The sequence below is a fragment of the Catellatospora sp. NPDC049111 genome, assembly GCF_040648615.1.
Lineage (GTDB): Bacteria > Actinomycetota > Actinomycetes > Mycobacteriales > Micromonosporaceae > Catellatospora > Catellatospora aurea.
On sequence record NZ_JBEZEB010000029.1, the window covers coordinates 1 to 18025 of the forward strand.

Consider the following 18025-nt stretch of genomic DNA (forward strand, 5'->3'; position numbering starts at 1 on the left):
CGGGCGTGCGGCCCGAGGACCTCCTCTTAATTTTTTATATTTTTGCACAATAATACCTACAAGCACCCCCCCGCGCCGACACACCCCGCCGAACGGGCAGCGCTCAGGCTCGCCCGCGCGCCTTGTGCGGGAGTCCGGCGGTCTCCCCCGACAGCAACTTCGTCAGCGAGGCCAGCGGCATCGGGTGGGCGAGGTGGTAACCCTGGGCGTTGACGACAGGTGGCCGTGCGAGTCGTTGATGCGCTTCATGCCGTCGATGTCGACGAACGCCACGGCGACCCGGTCGCCGTCGCCGCCGGCGTCCGCGCAGGCGGCGGCGACGGCGAGCAGGTCGAGGAAGTGCGAGCGGTTGGCCAGCCCGGTGAGGTCGTCGCGCACGGCCCGGTCGGCGAACTGGGTGGCGAGCGCGTCGAACAGGTGCGCGGCGGACACGGTGCCGACCCGGTGCGCGTCGAGGTCGACGACCAGGTCGTCGTAGCGGTGCTCGGCGGGGCGGGTGCGCAGCAGGTGCGAGGCGGCGGCGACGGTCGTGGCGGCGGGCAGGCGCAGGGGCTTCCAGTCGGCGGCGACCGAAACCGGGCGTTTCCGCCACAACAGGCGACCGTAGCCGAAAGGCCCCGACATGGCCTGGTCGAACCGTCCGCGCATGATCAGGCCGAGCCGGTCGCCGTCGGCGACGATCACAGCCATCAGGTCGCTACGCGAGCGGAACGTCGCCGAGCGACTCGCATGGTGTGTCCGCGTCCACGACCAGCGCAGGGCGTGCCAACGTCCCGATGTCCCCCGCGACCGTCACCCGTCACCTCCCTGTGTCCGGACAGCCCCTCCCGAAGGTAGTCACGACCTGGCCGAACATCCAGGTCCATCGGTGCGGTTCCCGCGCCGCCCCGGCCGGGGGGTGCCGTGGGTCACGGCCGCGGCCCGGACGCCGGAAGGCCGACCCGGCACAGCGGCCGGGTCGGCCTTCGATCAGTCACCTACCTGTCGACCCACCGGGTCACGGGAAGTTGGTGACGGTGCTCGGCACGGTGGCCGTGCCCTGCGCGGGTCCGCCGGTGGTGTTGATGACGTTGTCGATCACACCGTTGCCGCCGAGCGACACCGTGGACACGCTGTGGAACTTGACGTTGGCGTTGACCGGCGTCTCGATGCCTCTCGCGGCGTGGATCGTCGGATCCACGTTGAAGTAGCAGTAGACGCCCAGACCCCACGCCTCGTGGCTGGTCACCGTGTCGGCCACCTTGTACGCGGCGTAGCCTCGGGTCGACCCGTTCATGTAGGCCGCCTGGTTCGGCGGGTCGTAGGGCAGCTCGTTCTGGAAGAAGATCGTCCGGCCGCCCTGGCCGTTCCAGACCACGTTGTACTTCTGGTAGTGCTCGACGAACAGGCCTGTCGCCAGCACGTTGTTGCCGTTGACGATGACGCCGTAGTCGGCCGTGTTGACGGTCCAGCCGATGCCCGCGCCGTGGTCGCCGCGCCACGCCCATATGTGGTCGATGATGACGTTGTTGCTGTTGACCAGCAGGCTGGTGGTGGCCTTGCCGGCGTGCGCGCCGCCGATCCGGAAGAACACGTCCGAGATCGACGTCGGGTTGGCGGCGTGGCTGGCCGACGAGCCGGTCGCGCCGAGCTGCAGCAGCACCGGCGAGTTGACCGGACCGGCGTCGAACAGGATGCCGGCGATCTTCACGCCGTCCACGTCGGCGACGGACATCGGGATGGCGCCGGTGTCCGGGATGATCGTCGCGTAGCCGAGACCCAGCACCACGGTGTCGGCGCGGTTGACGTTGATCGTGCCGCTGATGTGGTAGATGCCCGGCGTGAACAGCAGGTGCAGGCCCTGGGCCAGTGCCTGGTTGATGCGCGCCGCGGTGTCGCCCGGCTTGGCCACGTAGAACGAGGTCAGCGGGAGCGAGGTGCCCGGGGTGGAGCCGCCGGCCCAGGTGGTGCCGCTGGCGTTGTTGCGCAGCGACGGGACGAAGACCCGGTAGTTGCCGCCGCCGTCGAGGTACAGGTACGGCTTCTCCCGGCTCTGCGGGGTGGTGGCCAGCGTGGTGTAGACGGGGTTCGGAAAGCCGGTCGGCGGCGCGCCGATGACGCCCGAGAACACCATGTTCCACACGCCGTTGACCCAGCTGCCGATCTGGCTGTCGCGGGTGTACCACTGCTGCTGCGAGTACGGCCCGACCGCGCCGGAGACGCGGCTGTCGGCGATGTAGCCGCCGGAGGCCCAGCCGTAGCCGTTCGGGGCGAGGTTCAGGTCGCCGTGGATGTCCATCCGCCGGAACGGCGCGGCCTGCGAGACGGCCCACCGGGTGAACCCGGCCGACGGGTAGACCGACAGGTTCTCCGCCGAGCGCCAGAAGTTCTGCGTGGCGTTGCCCTGGAACCAGCCGGCGTCCACGGTCACGTCGCCGTTGATGCGCACGTCACCGGGGTTCTGGCCGAGACCCATGATCGAGGTGTAGAAGCCGATCTGGGCGTTGAACCCGCTGTAGGTGCCCGGCTTGAACGCCAGCGCGTAGCGCTGCAGGCCGAACTGGTTCGACTCCATCTCGTTGAAGACGGCGTCGACCTGCGACTGAATCGTCGCCCCGGACATGGACGGGTCGAAGACCTTCACGTTCGGGCCGAGCGAGCCGCCGCCCTGGATCGGGTCGCCGCTGGGGCTGGGCGACGGCGACACGCTGGGGCTGGGCGACGTCGGAGTGCCGGAGCGCACGGCGACCTCCCACAGCGAGTAGCCCCACCCGGTGGCGCGGGCGGTCATGTAGATGCGCACGTAACGCGCCGTGGCCGACGCGCTGATGGTGGCGGTGCCGCCGGTTCCGGTGGTGGTGCTCCAGACCGTGGTCCAGCTGGTCGCGTTGCTCGACACCTGGATCTGGTATGCCGTGGCGTAGGCGCCTTCCCAGGTCAGGATGACCTGGCAGATCGGGGTCGACGCGCCGAGGTCGATCTGCAGCCACTGCGGGTCGGCGAACGCGCTGGACCAGCGGGTGGTGCCGCTGCCGTCGACGGCGTTGGAGGCCGGCGTGCCGACGTTCTCGACCGAGGACGCGGTGGCGGTCTTGCCCTGGGCCACGTTCGCGGTGCCGCAGCCGGTGCCGCCGCCGATCTCGCCGTAGACCTGGAACTCCCACAGCGAGTAGCCGTAGCCGGTGGCCCGTGCGGTGCCGTAGACCCGCACGTAGCGGCCGGAGCCGGTCACGTTGATCGTCTGCACGCCGCCGGTGCTGGTGGTCGTGCTGTAGACCGTGGTCCAGCTCGTGCCGTTGGCCGAGGCCTGGATCTGGAACGCGGTGGCGTACGCCGCCTCCCAGCGCAGGATGACCTGGCTGAGGGTGGCGGTGTCACCGAGGTCGACCTGGATCCACTGCGGGTCGCTGGCCGCGCTCGACCAGCGGGTGCCGTTGTTGCCGTCGACCGCGGCCGTCGCGGGCGTGCCCGCGTTCTCCACCGACGACGCGGTGACGGGCTTGCCCTGCGAGAGCAGGGTCACCGCGGCGTTCGCCGTGCTGCTGCCGATCACGACCAGGTAGGCCATGAGGAGTACGCCCACGGTTGCGAGCACGAGGGCGTACAGGGGTCTGCCGCGGGATACGGCCAGACGGGGGACGGATTGCATCTCTTCTCCCTGCTAGGGGCCTGGAGGACGGGTCCGGCCGGCCTGTGCGATCAGGACGGTCGGTGGACGGTAGAGAGCGCTCTCTGAAACAGAGGGTTGTCGTTTGTTCGATGACTGTCAAGGGCGTGTTTCGACGGTGTGTCGTAGAGATCTGTTCAGAAGGTGCCCAGGCAGCGCTTTTGTTGCCGGGTACAGCATTCCGGCCGCCGAGTTGGCATGGCCCGCATTTGTCGATCATGGGAGAGCGATTGCCCACGATCGTCCGCGGCGCGCCGGGCCGCCACGACGGGTCGTCCGGCGGCCGCGGGCAGCCCCCACGGGCACCTGCCGTAACCTGCTTGGCTGGCGTACACAGCGGGAATGTCCGATCATGTTGCGGAAGATGTGGCGTCCGTGACAGAACGGGCACGCCGCCCAGGTTAGGCGCGGTTGCCGCTGGGTACTGGCGGCTTGCCAGCCGCGCCGAGGAAAGGATCCCCATGGCGGATGCGGTAACCGTTGACGAGATCAACCCGGGTGATCACGCCTGCCTGACGTTCACCGACCCGGATGAGCGGCTGGATCTGGTCGCCGAGTTCGTCGCGGACGGCCTGCACCGCGGACAGCGGGTGATCTGCTTCACCGACGCCCTGACCCCGGACGAGCTGGCCCAGGAGCTGGCCATGCGCGAGGTCGCCGCCGCGGCGGCCATCGGCCGCGGCCAGCTCACCCTGTACGCCAGCCAGGACGCCCCGGCCGTGGACGGCGGGGCGACCGCCGAACGCATGGTCGCCCTGATCGCGCAGGAGCGCCACCAGGCAGCCCGGCGCGGCATCCCTGGACTGCGGGTCGCCGCCGACATGTGCTGGGCGGGCAGCCCGATCGCGATCGACCAGCTGGTCGCCTTCGAGCAGCAGGCGGCGAGCCTGTTCACCGACGGGCGGCTCACCGCGATCTGCCAGTACGACCGCGAGACGTTCGACTCGGTGACGCTGGCCTTCGCCACCGACGCCCACCACAAGACGGTCGCGGCGCTGGCCTACCACGACACGCCGCTGCTGCGGATCTGCCGCCAGCACCGCCCGCCCGGCGTGCGCATCGCCGGCGAGATGGACTACACCCACCTGCAGCCCCTGCAGCAGGCGCTCACCGAGGCGCTGCGGCTGGACGACAACATCCACCTGAACCTGAGCAGGCTGCGGTTCATCGACGTCACGGCGGCCACCGCCATCGTCAAGGCCGCCGCGGCCCTGCCAGCCGGACGGCGCATGATCGTCTCCTGTCCGTCCGCGGTGGCCGTGGTGCTCGACGCCGTCGCGGCCGAACACGTTCCGCAGCTCGCGCTGCAGAGGCAGTCATGACGGGCGCCGACCAGTTCCAGGACCCTTCGCCCGCGGTGGCGGAGCCGACCGGGCTGGACACCGTCTTCGTCGCCGACGACCTGTACACGCTGCGCGCGGCCGTCGCCGCGCACGCCGGCGAACTCGGGCTGGCCGAACCGGGGCTGGGCAGGCTGCTGGTGGTGGCCACGGAACTGGCCACCAACGCCATCCGGCACGGCGGCGGCAAGGGCCGGTTGCGCCTGTGGCGCCACGACGGCTCGATCGTCTGCCAGGTCAGCGACGACGGTCCGGGCATCGCCGACACGGCCAGCGCGGGCATGAGCCAGGTGCCGCTGAGCACCGAGGGCGGACGCGGGCTGTGGGTGGTCCGCCAGTTCACCGACGAGATGACGATCGCGGTCCAGGACCCCGGCACCAGCATCACCGTCAAAATCCGGCTCTGATCCGGGTCACCGCTCCGGCCCCGAGTCGTGGGCCAGCAGCGCGACCTGCACCCGGTTGTTCAGCTCCAGCTTCGCCAGCAGGCGCGACACGTACGCCTTGACCGTGGCGACACTCATGTGCAGGCGTACGCCGATCTCCGCGTTCGACAGGCCCTGCCCGATCGCGACCGCGACCTCCCGCTCCCGCTCGGTCAACCGGCTCAGCAGCTGCTGCGCGTGCGCCGCGCGGGCGGCTCCGGGACCCGCGGTCACCTGGTCGATCAGCCGCCGGGTCACCGACGGCGACAGCATCGGCTCGCCCGCCGCGACCCGGCGCAGGGCACGTACCAGCTCCGCGGGCGGGGTGTCCTTGAGCAGGAAGCCGCTGGCCCCGGCCCGCAGCGCCCGCAGCACCTGCTCGTCGGCGTCGAACGTGGTCAGCACGACCACGTCCGGCGCGCCCGGCCGGCGGCGCAGCAGTTCAGTCGCGGCGAGCCCGTCCAGGCGCGGCATGCGGATGTCCATCAGCACGATGTCGGGCGCATGCGCGGCCACCGCCGCGGGCACCTCGGTGCCGTCCGCGGCCTCCCCGACGACCCGCAGGTCGTCCAGCCCGGCCAGCATCATCGACAGGCCCGCGCGCACCAGCGGATCGTCGTCGACGATCAGCAGCCGGATCACGCCGGCCACGGCTGCCACGTCCACAACCGGAAATCGCCCGCCAGGGTGCGCCCGTGCTCGATCCGCCCACCGGCCAGCGACACCCGCTCGGCGAGCCCGACCAGACCCGTGCCGGTCCCCGGGATGCCCCGCTCCGGCAACACCCCGACCGGCGCGCGGCTGAGCACCTCGACCGTGATGCCCTGCTCCGGCCCGCCCTCGACGGCGACCTGCACCGCGGCGCCGGGCGCGTGCTTGCGGGCGTTGGTCAGACCCTCCTGGACCACCCGGTACGCGGTGCGCGCCACGTGCGCGGGCAGCTCCACCGGGTCCGGCAGCCGCTGGGTCAGCCGCACCCGCATCCCGGCCGACGCCGACTCGGCGACCAGCTCCGGCAGGTCCGACAGCGTGGGCTGGGGGCGTTCGGGCTCGCCATCGGGCTCGCCGGGCGCGCGGAGGACCCCGATGACCGCACGCAGATCCTGCAGGGCCTGGTGGGCGCTGTCGCGGATCACCCCCGCCGCGCGAGCGACCTCCTCGGCGGACGCGTCGGGCCGGAACTCCAGCGCGCCCGCGTGCAGGCTGAGCAGCGAGATCCGGTGCGCGAGCACGTCGTGCATCTCCCGGGCGATGCGGGTGCGCTCCAGCTGGCGGGCCTGCGCGACGCGCAGCTCCTGCTCGGCCTCGGCGCGCACCGCCCGATCCCGCAGCGTGTGCACCAGCTGCCGGCGTGCGCCGACCACCAGCGCCCAGCCGGTGATCACGGCGAGGACCAGCCAGGTCCAGGCCACCGACGGCCAGTAGGACATTTCCGGGTCGGGGTACAGGCGCAGATACTGCAGCGACAGCACCGCGTGGGCCGCGCCGACCGCCAGCACCGCGCCCAGTCTGCCCCGCGCGCCGAGCGTCAGCAGGGCGATGATCGCCGCCCCACCCGACAGCGGCGAGAACGCCCCCGCGACCGCCGTCGCCACAGCCAGCGCCAGCGGGAAGCGCCGCCGCCAGAACAGCGCCGCGCACAGCACCACCCCGGCGACGAGGTCGGCGAGCTGGACCAGCTCCGGCACCGGCCGCCCGGCGGCTTCCAGGTCGTACACGCTCAGCCCGATGAGCACCGCGGCGACGAACAGGGCGACGTCGACCGCCCAGTCCCGGGCCGTGCGCCGCCGCCCGGCCCCGTCCGGCTGCAGGTCGCCGGGCAGCAGCTGGCGCAGCAGTCGCGGGGAGTGGGCGGGGGCGGCGGTGCTCGTCATGGTGGATTCCAGGGTACGGGCGGCCTGATCGGGCGGGTACCGACTTTGGTCTACGCCTGCCGCAGACCTTGGTCGGCGAACGTCGCCCTGCGGCCGCTGCGGGACAGGGCCCGCGCCCGCGACGCTGGCAGACATGATCGAAGTCGCGCATCTCACCAAGCGCTACGGCGCGCAGACGGCCGTCGACGACGTGTCGTTCCACTGCACGCCCGGCACCGTCACCGGCTTCCTCGGCCCGAACGGGGCCGGCAAGTCCACCACCATGCGGATGATCTGCGGGCTCACCCCGCCGACCGGCGGCCACGCCACCGTCGCCGGCCGCCCCTACCGGCAGCTGCCGAACCCCGGCCGGGAGGTCGGCATCCTGCTCGACGCCTCCGCCCAGCACCCCGGCCGCACCGGCCGCGAGACGCTCACCCTGGCCGCGCACCTGCTGCGGGTGCCCACCAGCCGGGTCGGCGAGCTGCTGGCGCGGGTCGACCTTCCCGCCGCTGCGGCCCGCAAACGCGTCGGCGACTACTCCCTCGGCATGCGCCAGCGCCTCGGCCTGGCCCAGGCCCTGCTCGGCGATCCGCGGGCGCTGATCCTCGACGAGCCCGCCAACGGCCTGGACCCCGAGGGCATCTACTGGATGCGCGGCCTGCTGCGCGACTTCGCCGACCGCGGCGGCACCGTGCTGCTCTCCTCGCACCTGCTGCGCGAGGTCGAAGCGGTCGCCGACCGGCTCGTCATGATCGGCAACGGGCGGGTCGTCGCCCGGGGCGCCAAGGACGAACTGCTGTCCAGCACCGGAATGCGGGTACGCGCCCTGGACCCCGCCGCGCTGCACAGCGCCCTCACGGCGGCCGGGCTGGCCGCCTCCCCCGCCGACGGCGGCGCGCTGCTCGTCGACGCCACCGCCGAAGCCGTCGGCCGGGCCGCCGCGACCGCGGGCGTGGTGCTGCTGGAACTGCAGCCCGGCCGCGCCCGCGGACTGGAGGAGATGTTCCTCAGCCTCACCAACGGCACCACGACCACTGAAGGGACCGCCCGATGACCGTCCTCGCCCCCGCCCGCGACACCGCCGCCGTCGCGGCGCCATCCCACTCCCCCGTGCCGCTGTGGCGGCTGACCGCGGTCGAGCTGCGCAAGATGGCCGACACCCGGTCCGGCGCGTGGCTGCTGGCCGTCGTCGGCCTGCTCGCCGCCGTCGTCGTCACCGTGCTGTCGCTGACCTCCGACGCCCCCGAGTTCGACTTCGGCGGCCTGCTCGGCCCGACCGTGCTGCCCGCGGCCGTGCTGCTGCCCGTGCTCGGCGTGCTGTCGGTCACCAGCGAATGGTCCCAGCGCACCACGCTCACGACGTACGCGCTGGTGCCGCGGCGGATGCGGGTCGCCACCGCGAAGGTGCTCGCGGCGCTCGCGCTGGCCGTGCTCGCGTACGCGGCATGCCTGGCCGCGACCGCCGCGGCGCTGCCGTTCGCGGGCGGCCCCGACCCGTGGCACCTGTCCGCCGCCGCCCTGGGCAAGGCGGGCCTGTTCCTGGTCGTCAACGTGCTGCTCGGGGTCGCGTTCGGCATGCTGCTGCTCAACTCGGCCCTGGCGATCGTGCTGTACTTCGTGCTGCCGATAGCGTGGAGCATCCTCGGCGAGATGGTGGTGCCGTTGCACCGGCCCGCCGAGTGGCTCGACCTGTCGGTCACCTCGGGCCTGCTCCTGGAGCCGGTGATGACCGGCCGGGACTGGGCCCGGCTGGGCACCTCGGTCGCGGTCTGGATCGTGGTCCCGCTGGTGCTGGGCCTGATCCGGGTGCACCGGCGCGAGGTCAAGTAGTCCCGCGCACCCGCCGAGACGTGCCGCGCCGCATCGCCGCGCGGCTCGTCTCGACTTCGTGGCGACGGGAGACGGCCCAAGGTCGGCTGCCGCAAGCCTTTGGACACCAGGCGTCCGTCTGCCGTCCACTCTCGTGTGGACGGCGCTGGCTACCTTCGCCGCATGGCCCACTCCCCCACGGACCTGACCGCCGAACGCCCCGCCCTGGCCGCCCTGCTGGTGCAACCGCCACGCCGGGTCGCGGACGCCGGGGCGTACGCGACGATGCTCGACCTGGTCGCCCGGGGCGTCCTGGTGACGGACGCGACCGCCGGGACGGTCCAGGCGGCACGGCCCGCTCCCGCCGGGCTGGCCCCGTTCGAGCAGCACGTCCTCGACGCTGTCGTCGCCAGGGTTCCCGGCGGCGCCGGGCCGATCCCGCTCGGCGCGATCGACCTCGGCTCCCCCGAGCAGTCCCAGCAGTGGCACCAGCGGTTCACCGACCTGCTCGCCGAAGCCGCGACCGCGCGCGGGCTGGCACGCCCACGGGCTCCGCTGGGCGTGCGGGCCGTGCTCTGGATCGTGTTCACGGTCCTGTGGGTCGGCGCGGTCGCCGCGGTGTGGCAGGCCGGCCGCCCCCAGCTCGCCATCGGCATGGTGCTCGCCGCGAGCCTGGTCTCGCTGGCGCTGCGGACGCTGAAGCGGATGGTCCCGCACGGCCGGGGAACCGAGCTCTCGGCCCGGTACGCGCGGCTGCGCACCGAACCCGGCATCGGACCCGGGGACCCGCGGCTCCCGTACGCCGTGGCCGCCGGGGCGCGCCTGCCCTGGCTGGGCGCGTCGCCTTTCGCCTACGGCAAGCAGGCGTTCGTGTGGTCGCGGCGCGGCGGGACGTGGCGGCGGGTCGCGGTCGTCGACGGGCGCGGTCTCACGTTCGGCTGGTCGCCGTGGGCGGCGCTGCTGTCGCTGATCCCGTCCGCCGTGTTCTTCGGGATCTGGCTGTACCTGCTGGGCATGTTCTCGGCCGACCTCGACATCGGCGAGGCGGCCGACCTCTGGCAGGTGCTGCTGCTCGCGGCAGGCTGGGTGCTGTGGATCCTCGCCGTCGCCGGGCTGGCGCTGACCGGCTGCCGCGGCCTGTACGACGTCGTCCGCCCGGCTCGGGTCGTCGCCGGACCGGTGATCTGGCTGGAGTCGGACAAAGCCGAGGAGAACACGACCTACCGCGTGGCGGTCGACGACGGCTCCGACGTCGCCGTGCGCTACGAGATCGGCGCTCCGCTCTACCACCAGTTGCGCAAGGACCAGTGGCTGCGGCTGGAGGTCACCCCGAAGCTCAGCCACGTACGCCGGGCGGAGATCGTCGAGGGCTAGGACCGCTGACAAGGCGGTCGTCTGCTCCGGTGCTCCAGGCGGGAGTCGAACCCGCTACCGTCCGCTTTAGAGGCGGCCGCTCTGCCGTTGAGCTACTGGAGCGTGTGCGCACGGGGGCGGGCGTGCGCCCGTCCCCGTGGACCGCACGGGACGCTGACCCCCGTCGAATCCGTCAGCGTACCGAAATGATCTCCGTTCAGCCGACCGGGTCTTCGATCCGGTTCCGCAACTGCTCGTCCGCGATCGTCGCCCTGGCGGCCCGCAACTCTTCAGCCGTCAGCGATCGGCCGAGCCCGTCCAGCGTGCGCAGCACGAACCGCTGCGTCGCGACGCGACGGTTGAGCACGTCCAGAGCACGTGCCTGCCGCCACACCTTGCGCTGCAGCCACCGCGTGACCTGCGGCAGGCCCTGCCGTTCGAGCTGCGAGCGCAGCGCGTCGCGCTCCTCGGCCGCCTCGGCGTAGCGGGCGTAGAGGTCCTTACCCGTGTTTTCGGTCATCTCCATTCACCTCCTCTCGCGTGCGCAGAGCGAGAGGGAGGCGGGAGACGTGCCGCCAGGCAACCGGCTCCAGCGCGACGGCGGTCAGGCCGCCGTCGAGATCGGGTTCGCGGAAGGCGACGGCGCGCAGGCCGTCCGTGGCGACACGGTCGGCCAGGCGGTGCAGCGACGGTTCGTCGGGCACGGCGAGCAGCACGAGCACGTTGGACGAATGTTGCCAGCCTGCGACGACGTCAGGGTGGGCCAGCGCGAAGTCGAGCGCGGCATGGGTCGCCTGGCAGGCCTGGGTGCCGACGGGAAGGTCGGACCGGGTGACCACGTAGAGGCGGGAAACCTAGCGGTGCGGCATGGCACGAAAGATAGCCCATGCCGTCAACTCCCGCCACCCCGTGGCCGAACCCGCCTGTTCGCACCGGATCCGACCACGACGGTCACACGTCCTTGCGGCGCAGCAGACCTGCGAGGCGGTCGCGCAGTCCCAGGGTGGGGCCAGCGCCTTGCCGGTCGATCAGTTTGCGGATCGTGTCGAAGGTGACGACGGTCGGGTTGCGGTCGCCGTCGGCGATCAGGCCGATGCACAGCATCACGAACTCGCGCCCGGCACGGTGCTGCGCGATGAAGACCGGTGCGCCGGTGAACCCGTCCGGCAGCGCACCCGCCCAGCGTACGACCCGGTCCGGGTCACGGGTGACACCCGACGTCGCGATGGCCAGCGGCCGCGGCTCCCCCGGTGTCCCCGGCTCCGTGGTGACGTGACCCAGGGCGTACGCCGTATGTGGCTCGCCGCCCAGGCCCCGCAGGTGCTCGGAGCGGGCGGCGACACCGTCGGTCACCTGCTGCGTGGACCAACTCCAGCCCTTGCGCTCGGCGTGCTCATGAAGCAGCGTCGAGCGCATCAACGCCACCTTCGCGGCCCGTGACCAGCCCTGCTCGAACTCGAGCACGGCCAGGTGGTCGGCTGCAGCCCCGGCGGGCTGGATCAGTTCGGGCCGCAGCCGGACCTCGCCGACCTCGCTGCGCGTCAGCACGTCCGCGGTCAGCAGCCATTCGCGGACCCGGTCCTCGTCCGGGGTCGACTCCACGAGTTCGTTGTAGAGGAATGCGGTTCCGCCGCGGCCGCCCAACGGCCCGACGGGCAGCGTGCAGCCACCCCACGTCTCCACGATCAGGTCAGCAATGGGATCTTCCTCGGTCACGGCGGCCATCATGCCGTCTCCGGCCCGGCTCGTGACCACCGGGATGCGGGCAGTCGCGCACGATCCCGACGCGGTACCGCCGACGGGCGTCCTGCGATCCAGCGGAGTAGGGCCTTAAGCTGCCCGCTGTGTTCTTACGGGAGATGCCGGCACTGCTGGCCGCTGCGCTCAAGGCGCCCTTCGCCAACGACCATGAGGGCCATGACTTCCAGGCGCTCGACGAGTTCGCATCGTCGGAGGAGATCACGGACTGGTGGACGGCCTGGACCGGCAACGAGGACGCCGGCGTGCCGCCCTTCCGTTTCTTCGGCCAGGACGGCTCGGGCGGTCAGGCGGGCATCTGGCTGCGCGACCCGGAGGCGGCGATCGAGACCCAGCCGGTGGTGTTCCTCGGCTCCGAAGGCCAGCTGGCCGTGATCGCCAAGGACCTCGCCGACTACCTGTGGCTGCTGGCCAACGGCGTCGGCCCCCTGGAGGCGGTCGACGACCAGGACCGTACGCCGGAGCCGATCCCCGAGCTCATCGCGCTCGCCCACGGCGAGCCGCGCTCGGTCGAGGCCATCCTCTCCGAAACCGGTCCCATCCTGGCCGCCCTGGAAGAGCTCGTCGAGGAAACCGTGAACGGCCCCTTCTTCGAGGACGGCGAACCGCTGGACTGACCAGCGGGCCGCCGGCTCGCATGGCGCGTCAGGGCAGGCTGTGCTTGGCGAAGTAGTCGGCGATCAGGGTGCTGGCGTCCACGGGGTGCTCGCGGGCGTTCGGCCATTCATGGGTCATGGTCGGCAGCGCGTACACCACGTGCTCGCCGCCGTTGGCGCAGGTGGACACCCTGCGCTCGGCGCGCCCGCGGGCGTTGGCGATCGGGGTGACGACCGGCGCGGCACACTGCGCCGCCTCCCGCCACGATTCGTTGGTGGTGCCCCATGCCGGTGAGAGCATGTCCTGTCCACCCTGGAACGTCACCACCGACACCGGGTTGCCGGTGCCGAGCGGTGTGGTCCAGGCGGCGACGGTGTCCATCCGCCCGCTGACCGGCGCGATCGCGGCGAAGCGCCCCGGCAGCTCCCGGGCCAGCCGGTAGCTGAACGCGGCCCCGGCGGAGAACCCCGCGACGTAGGTCCGCTTGCGGTCCGCGCCCCAGGTGGACGCGAGATTGTCCACAAGAGCGGCGACGAATCCGACGTCGCCGCTGGCGGGATCACCCGCGGTGCCGGAGTCCCACCGGCCGCCCAGGCCCTGCGGGTAGGCGACCAGGAAGCCGCCCTTGTCCGCGAGCGGGTTCATGCCGCTCTGCCCGGCCGCGCCCGCACTGTTGCCCGGCTGGCCGTGCAGGACCAGTACCAGTGGTGACGGCGTGCCCGGCCGATAGCCGGGTGGCGCGTGCAGCGTGTAGTCGCGCTTCACACCGGCGTGCACGATCGCGAGGGAGTGGTCGCCGGGGCCGGGCTGGTCCGGCGGCAGGCTGATGACCGGGCTCGGGCTCGCCGCCGGTGGCGTCGGCGCGGCAGGGCTGCAGGCGGTGAGTACGGTGGCGATGCCGAGCAGGGCGAAGACGCGTTTCACGAGTACCCCCTATGTCAGAGTTGACATGTCAGAAGTTACATAGTGAGGAGACCGCATGGCGGCCGCAGACGGTGACGATTCGGCATCGATGGCCGGCTCGACGCTGGGCTATGCGCTGCTGTCCCTGCTCACCCGCGGCCCGGCCACCGGCTACCAGCTGACGCAGCAGGTCAAAGCCCCGATCGGGCACTTCTGGACCGCCCGGCACAGCCAGATCTACCCCGAACTGGCGCGCCTTTCCTCAGCAGGCTGGGTCGCATCCGTCGAGCAGGCCGGACCGGGCCCGCGGGCCAAGAAGACCTACGCCATCACCCCGTCCGGGCTGGCCGCCCTGCGCTCCTGGCTCGTCATCCCGCCGACGGCCCAGCCGCGCAGCGAGATCACCCTGAAGGCGTACGCCGCCACCAGCGCCGACCCCGCCGCCATGGCCGCCCTCTACACCGACCTCGCCGAGCGCTCCACCCGCCTGCTCGCCGAGTATGAGCAGGACGCCGAACGCATGCGCGCCGCGGGCCAGGACGATCCGGCCCATCCCCGGTTCGGCAACTACGCCGTGCTGCTGATGGGCATCGAGTCGCAGCGCGCCGTGCACCGCTGGGCCCACTGGCTGGCCGCCTGTCTGCGTACCGGCCGACCCGCGCCCTACCGGGACACCACCGGCGATTGACGGGCGCACCACCTGGGAAAACGCGCCGGTGGGCGGCACCGGGAGAAGCGCGCGACACTGATATTGAGTGGCCAGACGGCACGACGCTCGGCACACTCCTCAGTCGGCACCGACGACGGGGGAAGACCGAACATGCCATTCCAGACCATCAGTGACACCGCTGCGCCGCTGCGGCTGTGGGCCGATCCCGCGACCGTGGACGAGCGCGCCATGGATCAGCTCCGCAACGTCGCGGCCCTGCCGTGGACGCACGCGGTCGCGGTCATGCCCGACGTGCACGTCGGGATCGGCGCGACGGTCGGCTCGGTCATCGCCATGCGCGGCGCGGTGGCCCCGGCCGCCGTCGGCGTGGACATCGGCTGCGGCATGACCGCCCAGCTGACGTCGCTGCGCGGCCGTGACCTGCCCGACGACCTGGGCAAGCTGCGGTCGGCGATCGAGAAGGCCGTGCCGGTCGGCATGGGCCTGCACCAGCACTCGGTCGACGTGGACCACCTCAACACCGGCCTGCGCGGCTGGCACCGGTTCTGGACCGACTTCGACGACCTGTCGGCCCCGCACGTGCTGCGGCGCAAGGGCCGGGCGATGCAGCAACTGGGCACCCTCGGCGGCGGCAACCACTTCATCGAGGTGTGCCTCGACGGCGAGGACCGGGTCTGGCTGATGCTGCACTCGGGCTCGCGCGGCGTGGGCAACGAGCTGGCGCAGTACCACATCGCCAAGGCCAAGGACCTGCCGCACAACGCCGACCTGCCCGACCCCGACCTGGCGGTGTTCGTCACCGGCGAGCCGACGATGGAGGCCTACCGGCGGGACCTGTTCTGGGCGCAGGACTACGCCCGGCGCAACCGGGCGGTGATGATGGCGCTGCTGCGCGATGTGGTGCGCAAGCAGTTCAAGAAGGTCGCGTTCGAGCCGGAGATCTCCTGCCACCACAACTATGTCGCTGAGGAGTTCCACGACGGGCAGGAGCTGCTGGTCACCCGCAAGGGCGCGATCCGCGCCGGGGCGGGCGACGTCGGCATCATCCCCGGTTCGATGGGCGCTTCGTCGTTCATCGTGCAGGGCCTGGGTTCGGCCGCGGCGCTGCAGTCGGCGTCGCACGGCGCGGGGCGCAAGATGAGCCGCAACGAGGCGCGTCGCCGCTTCAACACCCGCGACCTGGCCGAGCAGACCAAGGGCGTCGAGTGCCGCAAGGACAACGGCGTGGTCGACGAGATCCCGGCCGCCTACAAGAACATCGACGAGGTCATGGCCCAGCAGTCCGATCTGGTCACCGTGGTGGCCCGGCTCAAGCAGGTCGTCTGCGTCAAGGGCTGATCCGCGGCGGCGTCCGCTGCGTTTCACGACGCGGCGGGCGTCGTCGCCGACACGCCCGGCCGACGACGCCACGCCGCTGATCTCCGCAATTTCCGCAACGTTCCCGCAGGCCAAGGGCGCGCGAACAGCGGCCGAACTCTGCCGGCGCACCTTGCCATCGCATGCCCGACACTCCACTATGTACCGCATCCATTGAACGACATGAGATCCTTCGCCACGAGCGACGGATCGGATGCGAAGGAGACGTCATGCGCTCATCGCGCCTGCGCCATCTCGTCCTACCCGCCTGCTTGGCGATGGCCGCCGTGCTCACCGCGGCGCCCGCCACCGCACAGGTGCCCCAGCAGACCGCTGCCCTGACCGCCGCACCGGCCGGGGTCGCGACGGCTCTGGACACCCTCGCGAAGCAGGTCGCCGCCTCCCTGAGCGACCCGGCCGCGCGCCGCGCTCTGGTCTCCGCGCTGAAGGCCGGCCCCGTCGACCTGTCCACCCTGCGGACCGGCACCGTGCTGCCGAGCCGGGTGCGCACCGCCGACCACGCCGTACGCGCAGCCAAGGGTCTGCCCGAGTCCACCGGATCGCTCATCCGGGCCCGCCTGGCCGACGACTCCATGGCCGCCGCCCTCGCCGCGGGCGCGGTCCCCCTGGTCGCCGCCGCTCCCGGCGACGACGAGACGGCCGTGGTCGTCTCCTACGAGCCCGACGGCAGCCGCGTGCTGCTCGACCCCGTGCGCGTCCCCGCCCGCCCGGTGGTCGTCGTCGAGGTCGACGTCGCCAAGGCGCTGCCCGCCGGCCTGGACGTGGTGCGCCAGGTGCTCGCCCAGCGCGGTGTCACCGGTGCGGTCGCGCCCGCCGCGCGGGCGAGCGGCGGCTACTGGGCCACCAAGCTGAACGCGGTCCGGCTGTCCAACGACCAGGAGCCCTGGATCAAGGGCGCGGCCGAGATCTACAGCATCGTCGGCGGGTTCGGCCTCGACGGCACGCCCAAGGTCGACATCGTGCAGCAGCCGTACCTGGACAACGACGGCACCACCTACTACCCGAACCAGTTGCTGGTCCACTTCTCCGCCTACAAGTACAACCTCGCCGACGTGGTCATGATGGAGGACGACGGCGACACCAACTACCAGCAGCTCGCCCAGGCGATCGCCGCGGTGCTGCTGACGATCGCCGACGCCGGGGCGTACATCCCGCTGGTGGACGCGATCCTGTCGGCCATCCCGTCCTCCTGGTGGACCGACGACCCCGACTACGTCGACTCCTGGTACACCCTGTCCACGGCGAGCAGCGGCCGGCTCAACGGCGCGGCCGCCAACGGGTGGATCGAGGTCAGCCCGTACTGGGTTGCCGAGCTCTGAGCACCGTGCGGCGCGGGTCCGGCCCGCGCCGCACGCACCGGCGATGAGCTGCGAGGACGCAATAGGATGGAGATGGCGCAGCCGCTGCGGATCGGCCACAGGTTCCGAAACCGCCGGAGGTGACCCATGAATGCCGCCCCGATCGTCGTCGGCGTCGACGGCTCCCCCTCAGCCGACCTGGCACTGCGCTGGGCGGCCGACGAGGCCCGCCTGCGCCACATTGCGCTCAAACTCGTCTACGTCGTCGACTCCCCCGGTCCGCGCGGCGCGTACGGGTACCTCACCGACGAGGTGTCCTGCTTCGGCGAGGACCTGCTGAACCGGGCCAAGGAACTCATCGCCGACCGGCAGGTGCCGGCCACGGCCGCGATCGTGTGCGACGACGCCGCGCACGGGCTGATCCGCGAGGCCACCGGCGCCGCGATGCTGGTGGTGGGCAGCCGCGGGCACGGCGGCTTCCACGACCTGCTCCTGGGTTCGACGAGCCTGCAGACCGCGATGCACGCCCCCTGCCCGGTCACCGTGGTGCGCCCGCGCGGCGACGGCGAACCCGGGCAGGTCGTGCTCGGCACCGACGGCTCGCCCCGTTCGGCCGCCGCGGCACGGGTCGCGTTCGAGGAGGCGCGGCTGCGCCGGACCGGGGTGACCGTCGTGCACGCCTGGCGCGGCTCGCTGTCCGAGGCCACCGCCGGGCTGCCCGAACAGGACGCGAGCGAGGTCAAGGCGTGGATGGTGCTCAACGACGCGCTCGCGCCGTGGCTGTCGCGCTACCCCGACGTGCCGGTGCGCAAGGTACTGCGCAAGGACGCGGCGGCCCGCGCGCTGATCGAGGAGTCGGCCGGGGCCGAGCTGGTGGTCGTCGGTCGGCGCGGCCGTGGCGGCTTCGCCAGCCTGGTGCTGGGCTCGGCCGGGCACGCGCTGCTGCACCACGCGGCCTGTCCGGTGGCGGTCGTGTCCGGTTGACGTGCCCGG

At 72.2% G+C, this 18025-nt stretch carries 18 protein-coding genes; 10 read left to right on the top strand and 8 right to left on the bottom strand.

What is annotated here, in order from left to right:
* Positions 1–162: 162 nt before the first annotated feature.
* Together AB0B66_RS29930 and AB0B66_RS29935 are read right to left on the bottom strand one after the other, a co-directional pair.
* Complete coding sequence (locus AB0B66_RS29930) at positions 163–690, bottom strand: diguanylate cyclase (protein ID WP_360536200.1); 528 nt, start codon at positions 688–690, stop codon at positions 163–165.
* A gap of 307 nt (positions 691–997) precedes the next feature.
* Positions 998–3628 carry a discoidin domain-containing protein gene (locus AB0B66_RS29935; RefSeq protein WP_360536202.1) on the bottom strand — a complete coding sequence of 877 codons (2631 nt, stop codon included), beginning with the start codon at positions 3626–3628 and terminating at the stop codon, positions 998–1000.
* Positions 3629–4107: 479 nt separating this feature from the next.
* On the opposite strand from AB0B66_RS29935, the gene AB0B66_RS29940 reads away from it, so the two are divergent.
* A complete protein-coding gene (locus AB0B66_RS29940) occupies positions 4108–4968 on the top strand; it encodes an MEDS domain-containing protein (protein WP_360536204.1) in 861 nt (286 codons plus the stop codon).
* The gene (locus AB0B66_RS29945) at positions 4965–5393 is read left to right on the top strand and encodes an ATP-binding protein (RefSeq protein ID WP_360536206.1); all 429 of its coding nucleotides are present in this window, start codon (positions 4965–4967) and stop codon (positions 5391–5393) included. The genes AB0B66_RS29940 and AB0B66_RS29945 overlap by 4 nt, the downstream gene beginning before the upstream one ends.
* Positions 5394–5399: 6 nt before the next feature.
* Here AB0B66_RS29945 and AB0B66_RS29950 read toward each other — a convergent pair whose 3' ends face one another.
* Entirely contained in the window at positions 5400–6071 is a 672-nt protein-coding gene (locus AB0B66_RS29950; RefSeq protein WP_360536208.1) for a response regulator transcription factor, read from the bottom strand.
* Positions 6050–7285, bottom strand: a complete 1236-nt coding sequence (locus AB0B66_RS29955) for a histidine kinase (RefSeq protein WP_360536210.1) — start codon at positions 7283–7285, stop codon at positions 6050–6052. The genes AB0B66_RS29950 and AB0B66_RS29955 overlap by 22 nt, the downstream gene beginning before the upstream one ends.
* A 133-nt stretch (positions 7286–7418) precedes the next feature.
* On the opposite strand from AB0B66_RS29955, the gene AB0B66_RS29960 reads away from it, so the two are divergent.
* From AB0B66_RS29960 to AB0B66_RS29970, 3 genes are all read left to right on the top strand, one after another.
* Entirely contained in the window at positions 7419–8321 is a 903-nt protein-coding gene (locus tag AB0B66_RS29960) for an ATP-binding cassette domain-containing protein (RefSeq protein WP_360536212.1), read from the top strand.
* Entirely contained in the window at positions 8318–9097 is a 780-nt protein-coding gene (locus AB0B66_RS29965; RefSeq protein ID WP_360536214.1) for an ABC transporter permease, read from the top strand. The genes AB0B66_RS29960 and AB0B66_RS29965 overlap by 4 nt, the downstream gene beginning before the upstream one ends.
* A gap of 162 nt (positions 9098–9259) precedes the next feature.
* On the top strand, positions 9260–10450 hold the full coding sequence (locus tag AB0B66_RS29970; protein ID WP_360536216.1) for a hypothetical protein: 1191 nt from the start codon (positions 9260–9262) through the stop codon (positions 10448–10450).
* Positions 10451–10646: 196 nt separating this feature from the next.
* Here the strand turns inward: AB0B66_RS29970 and AB0B66_RS29975 are convergent, their stop codons facing one another.
* From AB0B66_RS29975 to AB0B66_RS29985, 3 genes are all read right to left on the bottom strand, one after another.
* Entirely contained in the window at positions 10647–10949 is a 303-nt protein-coding gene (locus tag AB0B66_RS29975) for a hypothetical protein (RefSeq protein ID WP_360536218.1), read from the bottom strand.
* Positions 10930–11268 (bottom strand): peptidyl-tRNA hydrolase, encoded by a 339-nt coding sequence (locus tag AB0B66_RS29980; RefSeq protein ID WP_360536220.1) that lies wholly within the window; start codon positions 11266–11268, stop codon positions 10930–10932. Before AB0B66_RS29980 ends, AB0B66_RS29975 begins: the two co-directional genes overlap by 20 nt.
* 112 nt (positions 11269–11380) lie before the next feature.
* Positions 11381–12145, bottom strand: a complete 765-nt coding sequence (locus AB0B66_RS29985; protein WP_360536222.1) for a hypothetical protein — start codon at positions 12143–12145, stop codon at positions 11381–11383.
* A 143-nt stretch (positions 12146–12288) separates the two neighbouring features.
* Between AB0B66_RS29985 and AB0B66_RS29990 the strand changes: the two genes are divergently transcribed.
* Positions 12289–12804: an SMI1/KNR4 family protein gene (locus AB0B66_RS29990; RefSeq protein WP_360536224.1), complete on the top strand. Its 516-nt coding sequence runs from the start codon at positions 12289–12291 to the stop codon at positions 12802–12804.
* A 28-nt stretch (positions 12805–12832) separates the two neighbouring features.
* Here the strand turns inward: AB0B66_RS29990 and AB0B66_RS29995 are convergent, their stop codons facing one another.
* Entirely contained in the window at positions 12833–13708 is an 876-nt protein-coding gene (locus tag AB0B66_RS29995; RefSeq protein ID WP_360536226.1) for a PHB depolymerase family esterase, read from the bottom strand.
* Positions 13709–13763: 55 nt separating this feature from the next.
* Here AB0B66_RS29995 and AB0B66_RS30000 point away from each other — a divergent pair, with 55 nt between their 5' ends.
* The 4 genes from AB0B66_RS30000 to AB0B66_RS30015 all read left to right on the top strand — a co-directional run bounded on the left by AB0B66_RS30000 (position 13764) and on the right by AB0B66_RS30015 (position 18016).
* Positions 13764–14375, top strand: coding sequence for a PadR family transcriptional regulator (locus AB0B66_RS30000; protein ID WP_360536228.1), 612 nt, complete (start codon positions 13764–13766; stop codon positions 14373–14375).
* 132 nt (positions 14376–14507) lie between these two features.
* The gene (locus AB0B66_RS30005; RefSeq protein WP_360536230.1) at positions 14508–15695 is read left to right on the top strand and encodes an RtcB family protein; all 1188 of its coding nucleotides are present in this window, start codon (positions 14508–14510) and stop codon (positions 15693–15695) included.
* A gap of 248 nt (positions 15696–15943) precedes the next feature.
* Complete coding sequence (locus AB0B66_RS30010; protein WP_360536231.1) at positions 15944–17053, top strand: DUF3103 family protein; 1110 nt, start codon at positions 15944–15946, stop codon at positions 17051–17053.
* A gap of 126 nt (positions 17054–17179) precedes the next feature.
* Positions 17180–18016: a universal stress protein gene (locus AB0B66_RS30015; protein ID WP_360536233.1), complete on the top strand. Its 837-nt coding sequence runs from the start codon at positions 17180–17182 to the stop codon at positions 18014–18016.
* The last annotated feature ends 9 nt before the right edge of the window (positions 18017–18025 follow it).

What these genes read in the sequence shown, in the direction of transcription:
- AB0B66_RS29930 (WP_360536200.1), bottom strand. Translation starts at nt 690, where the DNA reads ATGGCTGTGATCGTCGCCGACGGCGACCGGCTCGGCCTGATCATGCGC.
- AB0B66_RS29935 (WP_360536202.1), bottom strand. Translation starts at nt 3,628, where the DNA reads ATGCAATCCGTCCCCCGTCTGGCCGTATCCCGCGGCAGACCCCTGTAC.
- AB0B66_RS29940 (WP_360536204.1), top strand. Translation starts at nt 4,108, where the DNA reads ATGGCGGATGCGGTAACCGTTGACGAGATCAACCCGGGTGATCACGCC.
- AB0B66_RS29945 (WP_360536206.1), top strand. Translation starts at nt 4,965, where the DNA reads ATGACGGGCGCCGACCAGTTCCAGGACCCTTCGCCCGCGGTGGCGGAG.
- AB0B66_RS29955 (WP_360536210.1), bottom strand. Translation starts at nt 7,285, where the DNA reads ATGACGAGCACCGCCGCCCCCGCCCACTCCCCGCGACTGCTGCGCCAG.
- AB0B66_RS29960 (WP_360536212.1), top strand. Translation starts at nt 7,419, where the DNA reads ATGATCGAAGTCGCGCATCTCACCAAGCGCTACGGCGCGCAGACGGCC.
- AB0B66_RS29965 (WP_360536214.1), top strand. Translation starts at nt 8,318, where the DNA reads ATGACCGTCCTCGCCCCCGCCCGCGACACCGCCGCCGTCGCGGCGCCA.
- AB0B66_RS29970 (WP_360536216.1), top strand. Translation starts at nt 9,260, where the DNA reads ATGGCCCACTCCCCCACGGACCTGACCGCCGAACGCCCCGCCCTGGCC.
- AB0B66_RS29975 (WP_360536218.1), bottom strand. Translation starts at nt 10,949, where the DNA reads ATGACCGAAAACACGGGTAAGGACCTCTACGCCCGCTACGCCGAGGCG.
- AB0B66_RS29990 (WP_360536224.1), top strand. Translation starts at nt 12,289, where the DNA reads ATGCCGGCACTGCTGGCCGCTGCGCTCAAGGCGCCCTTCGCCAACGAC.
- AB0B66_RS30000 (WP_360536228.1), top strand. Translation starts at nt 13,764, where the DNA reads ATGGCGGCCGCAGACGGTGACGATTCGGCATCGATGGCCGGCTCGACG.
- AB0B66_RS30005 (WP_360536230.1), top strand. Translation starts at nt 14,508, where the DNA reads ATGCCATTCCAGACCATCAGTGACACCGCTGCGCCGCTGCGGCTGTGG.
- AB0B66_RS30010 (WP_360536231.1), top strand. Translation starts at nt 15,944, where the DNA reads ATGCGCTCATCGCGCCTGCGCCATCTCGTCCTACCCGCCTGCTTGGCG.
- AB0B66_RS30015 (WP_360536233.1), top strand. Translation starts at nt 17,180, where the DNA reads ATGAATGCCGCCCCGATCGTCGTCGGCGTCGACGGCTCCCCCTCAGCC.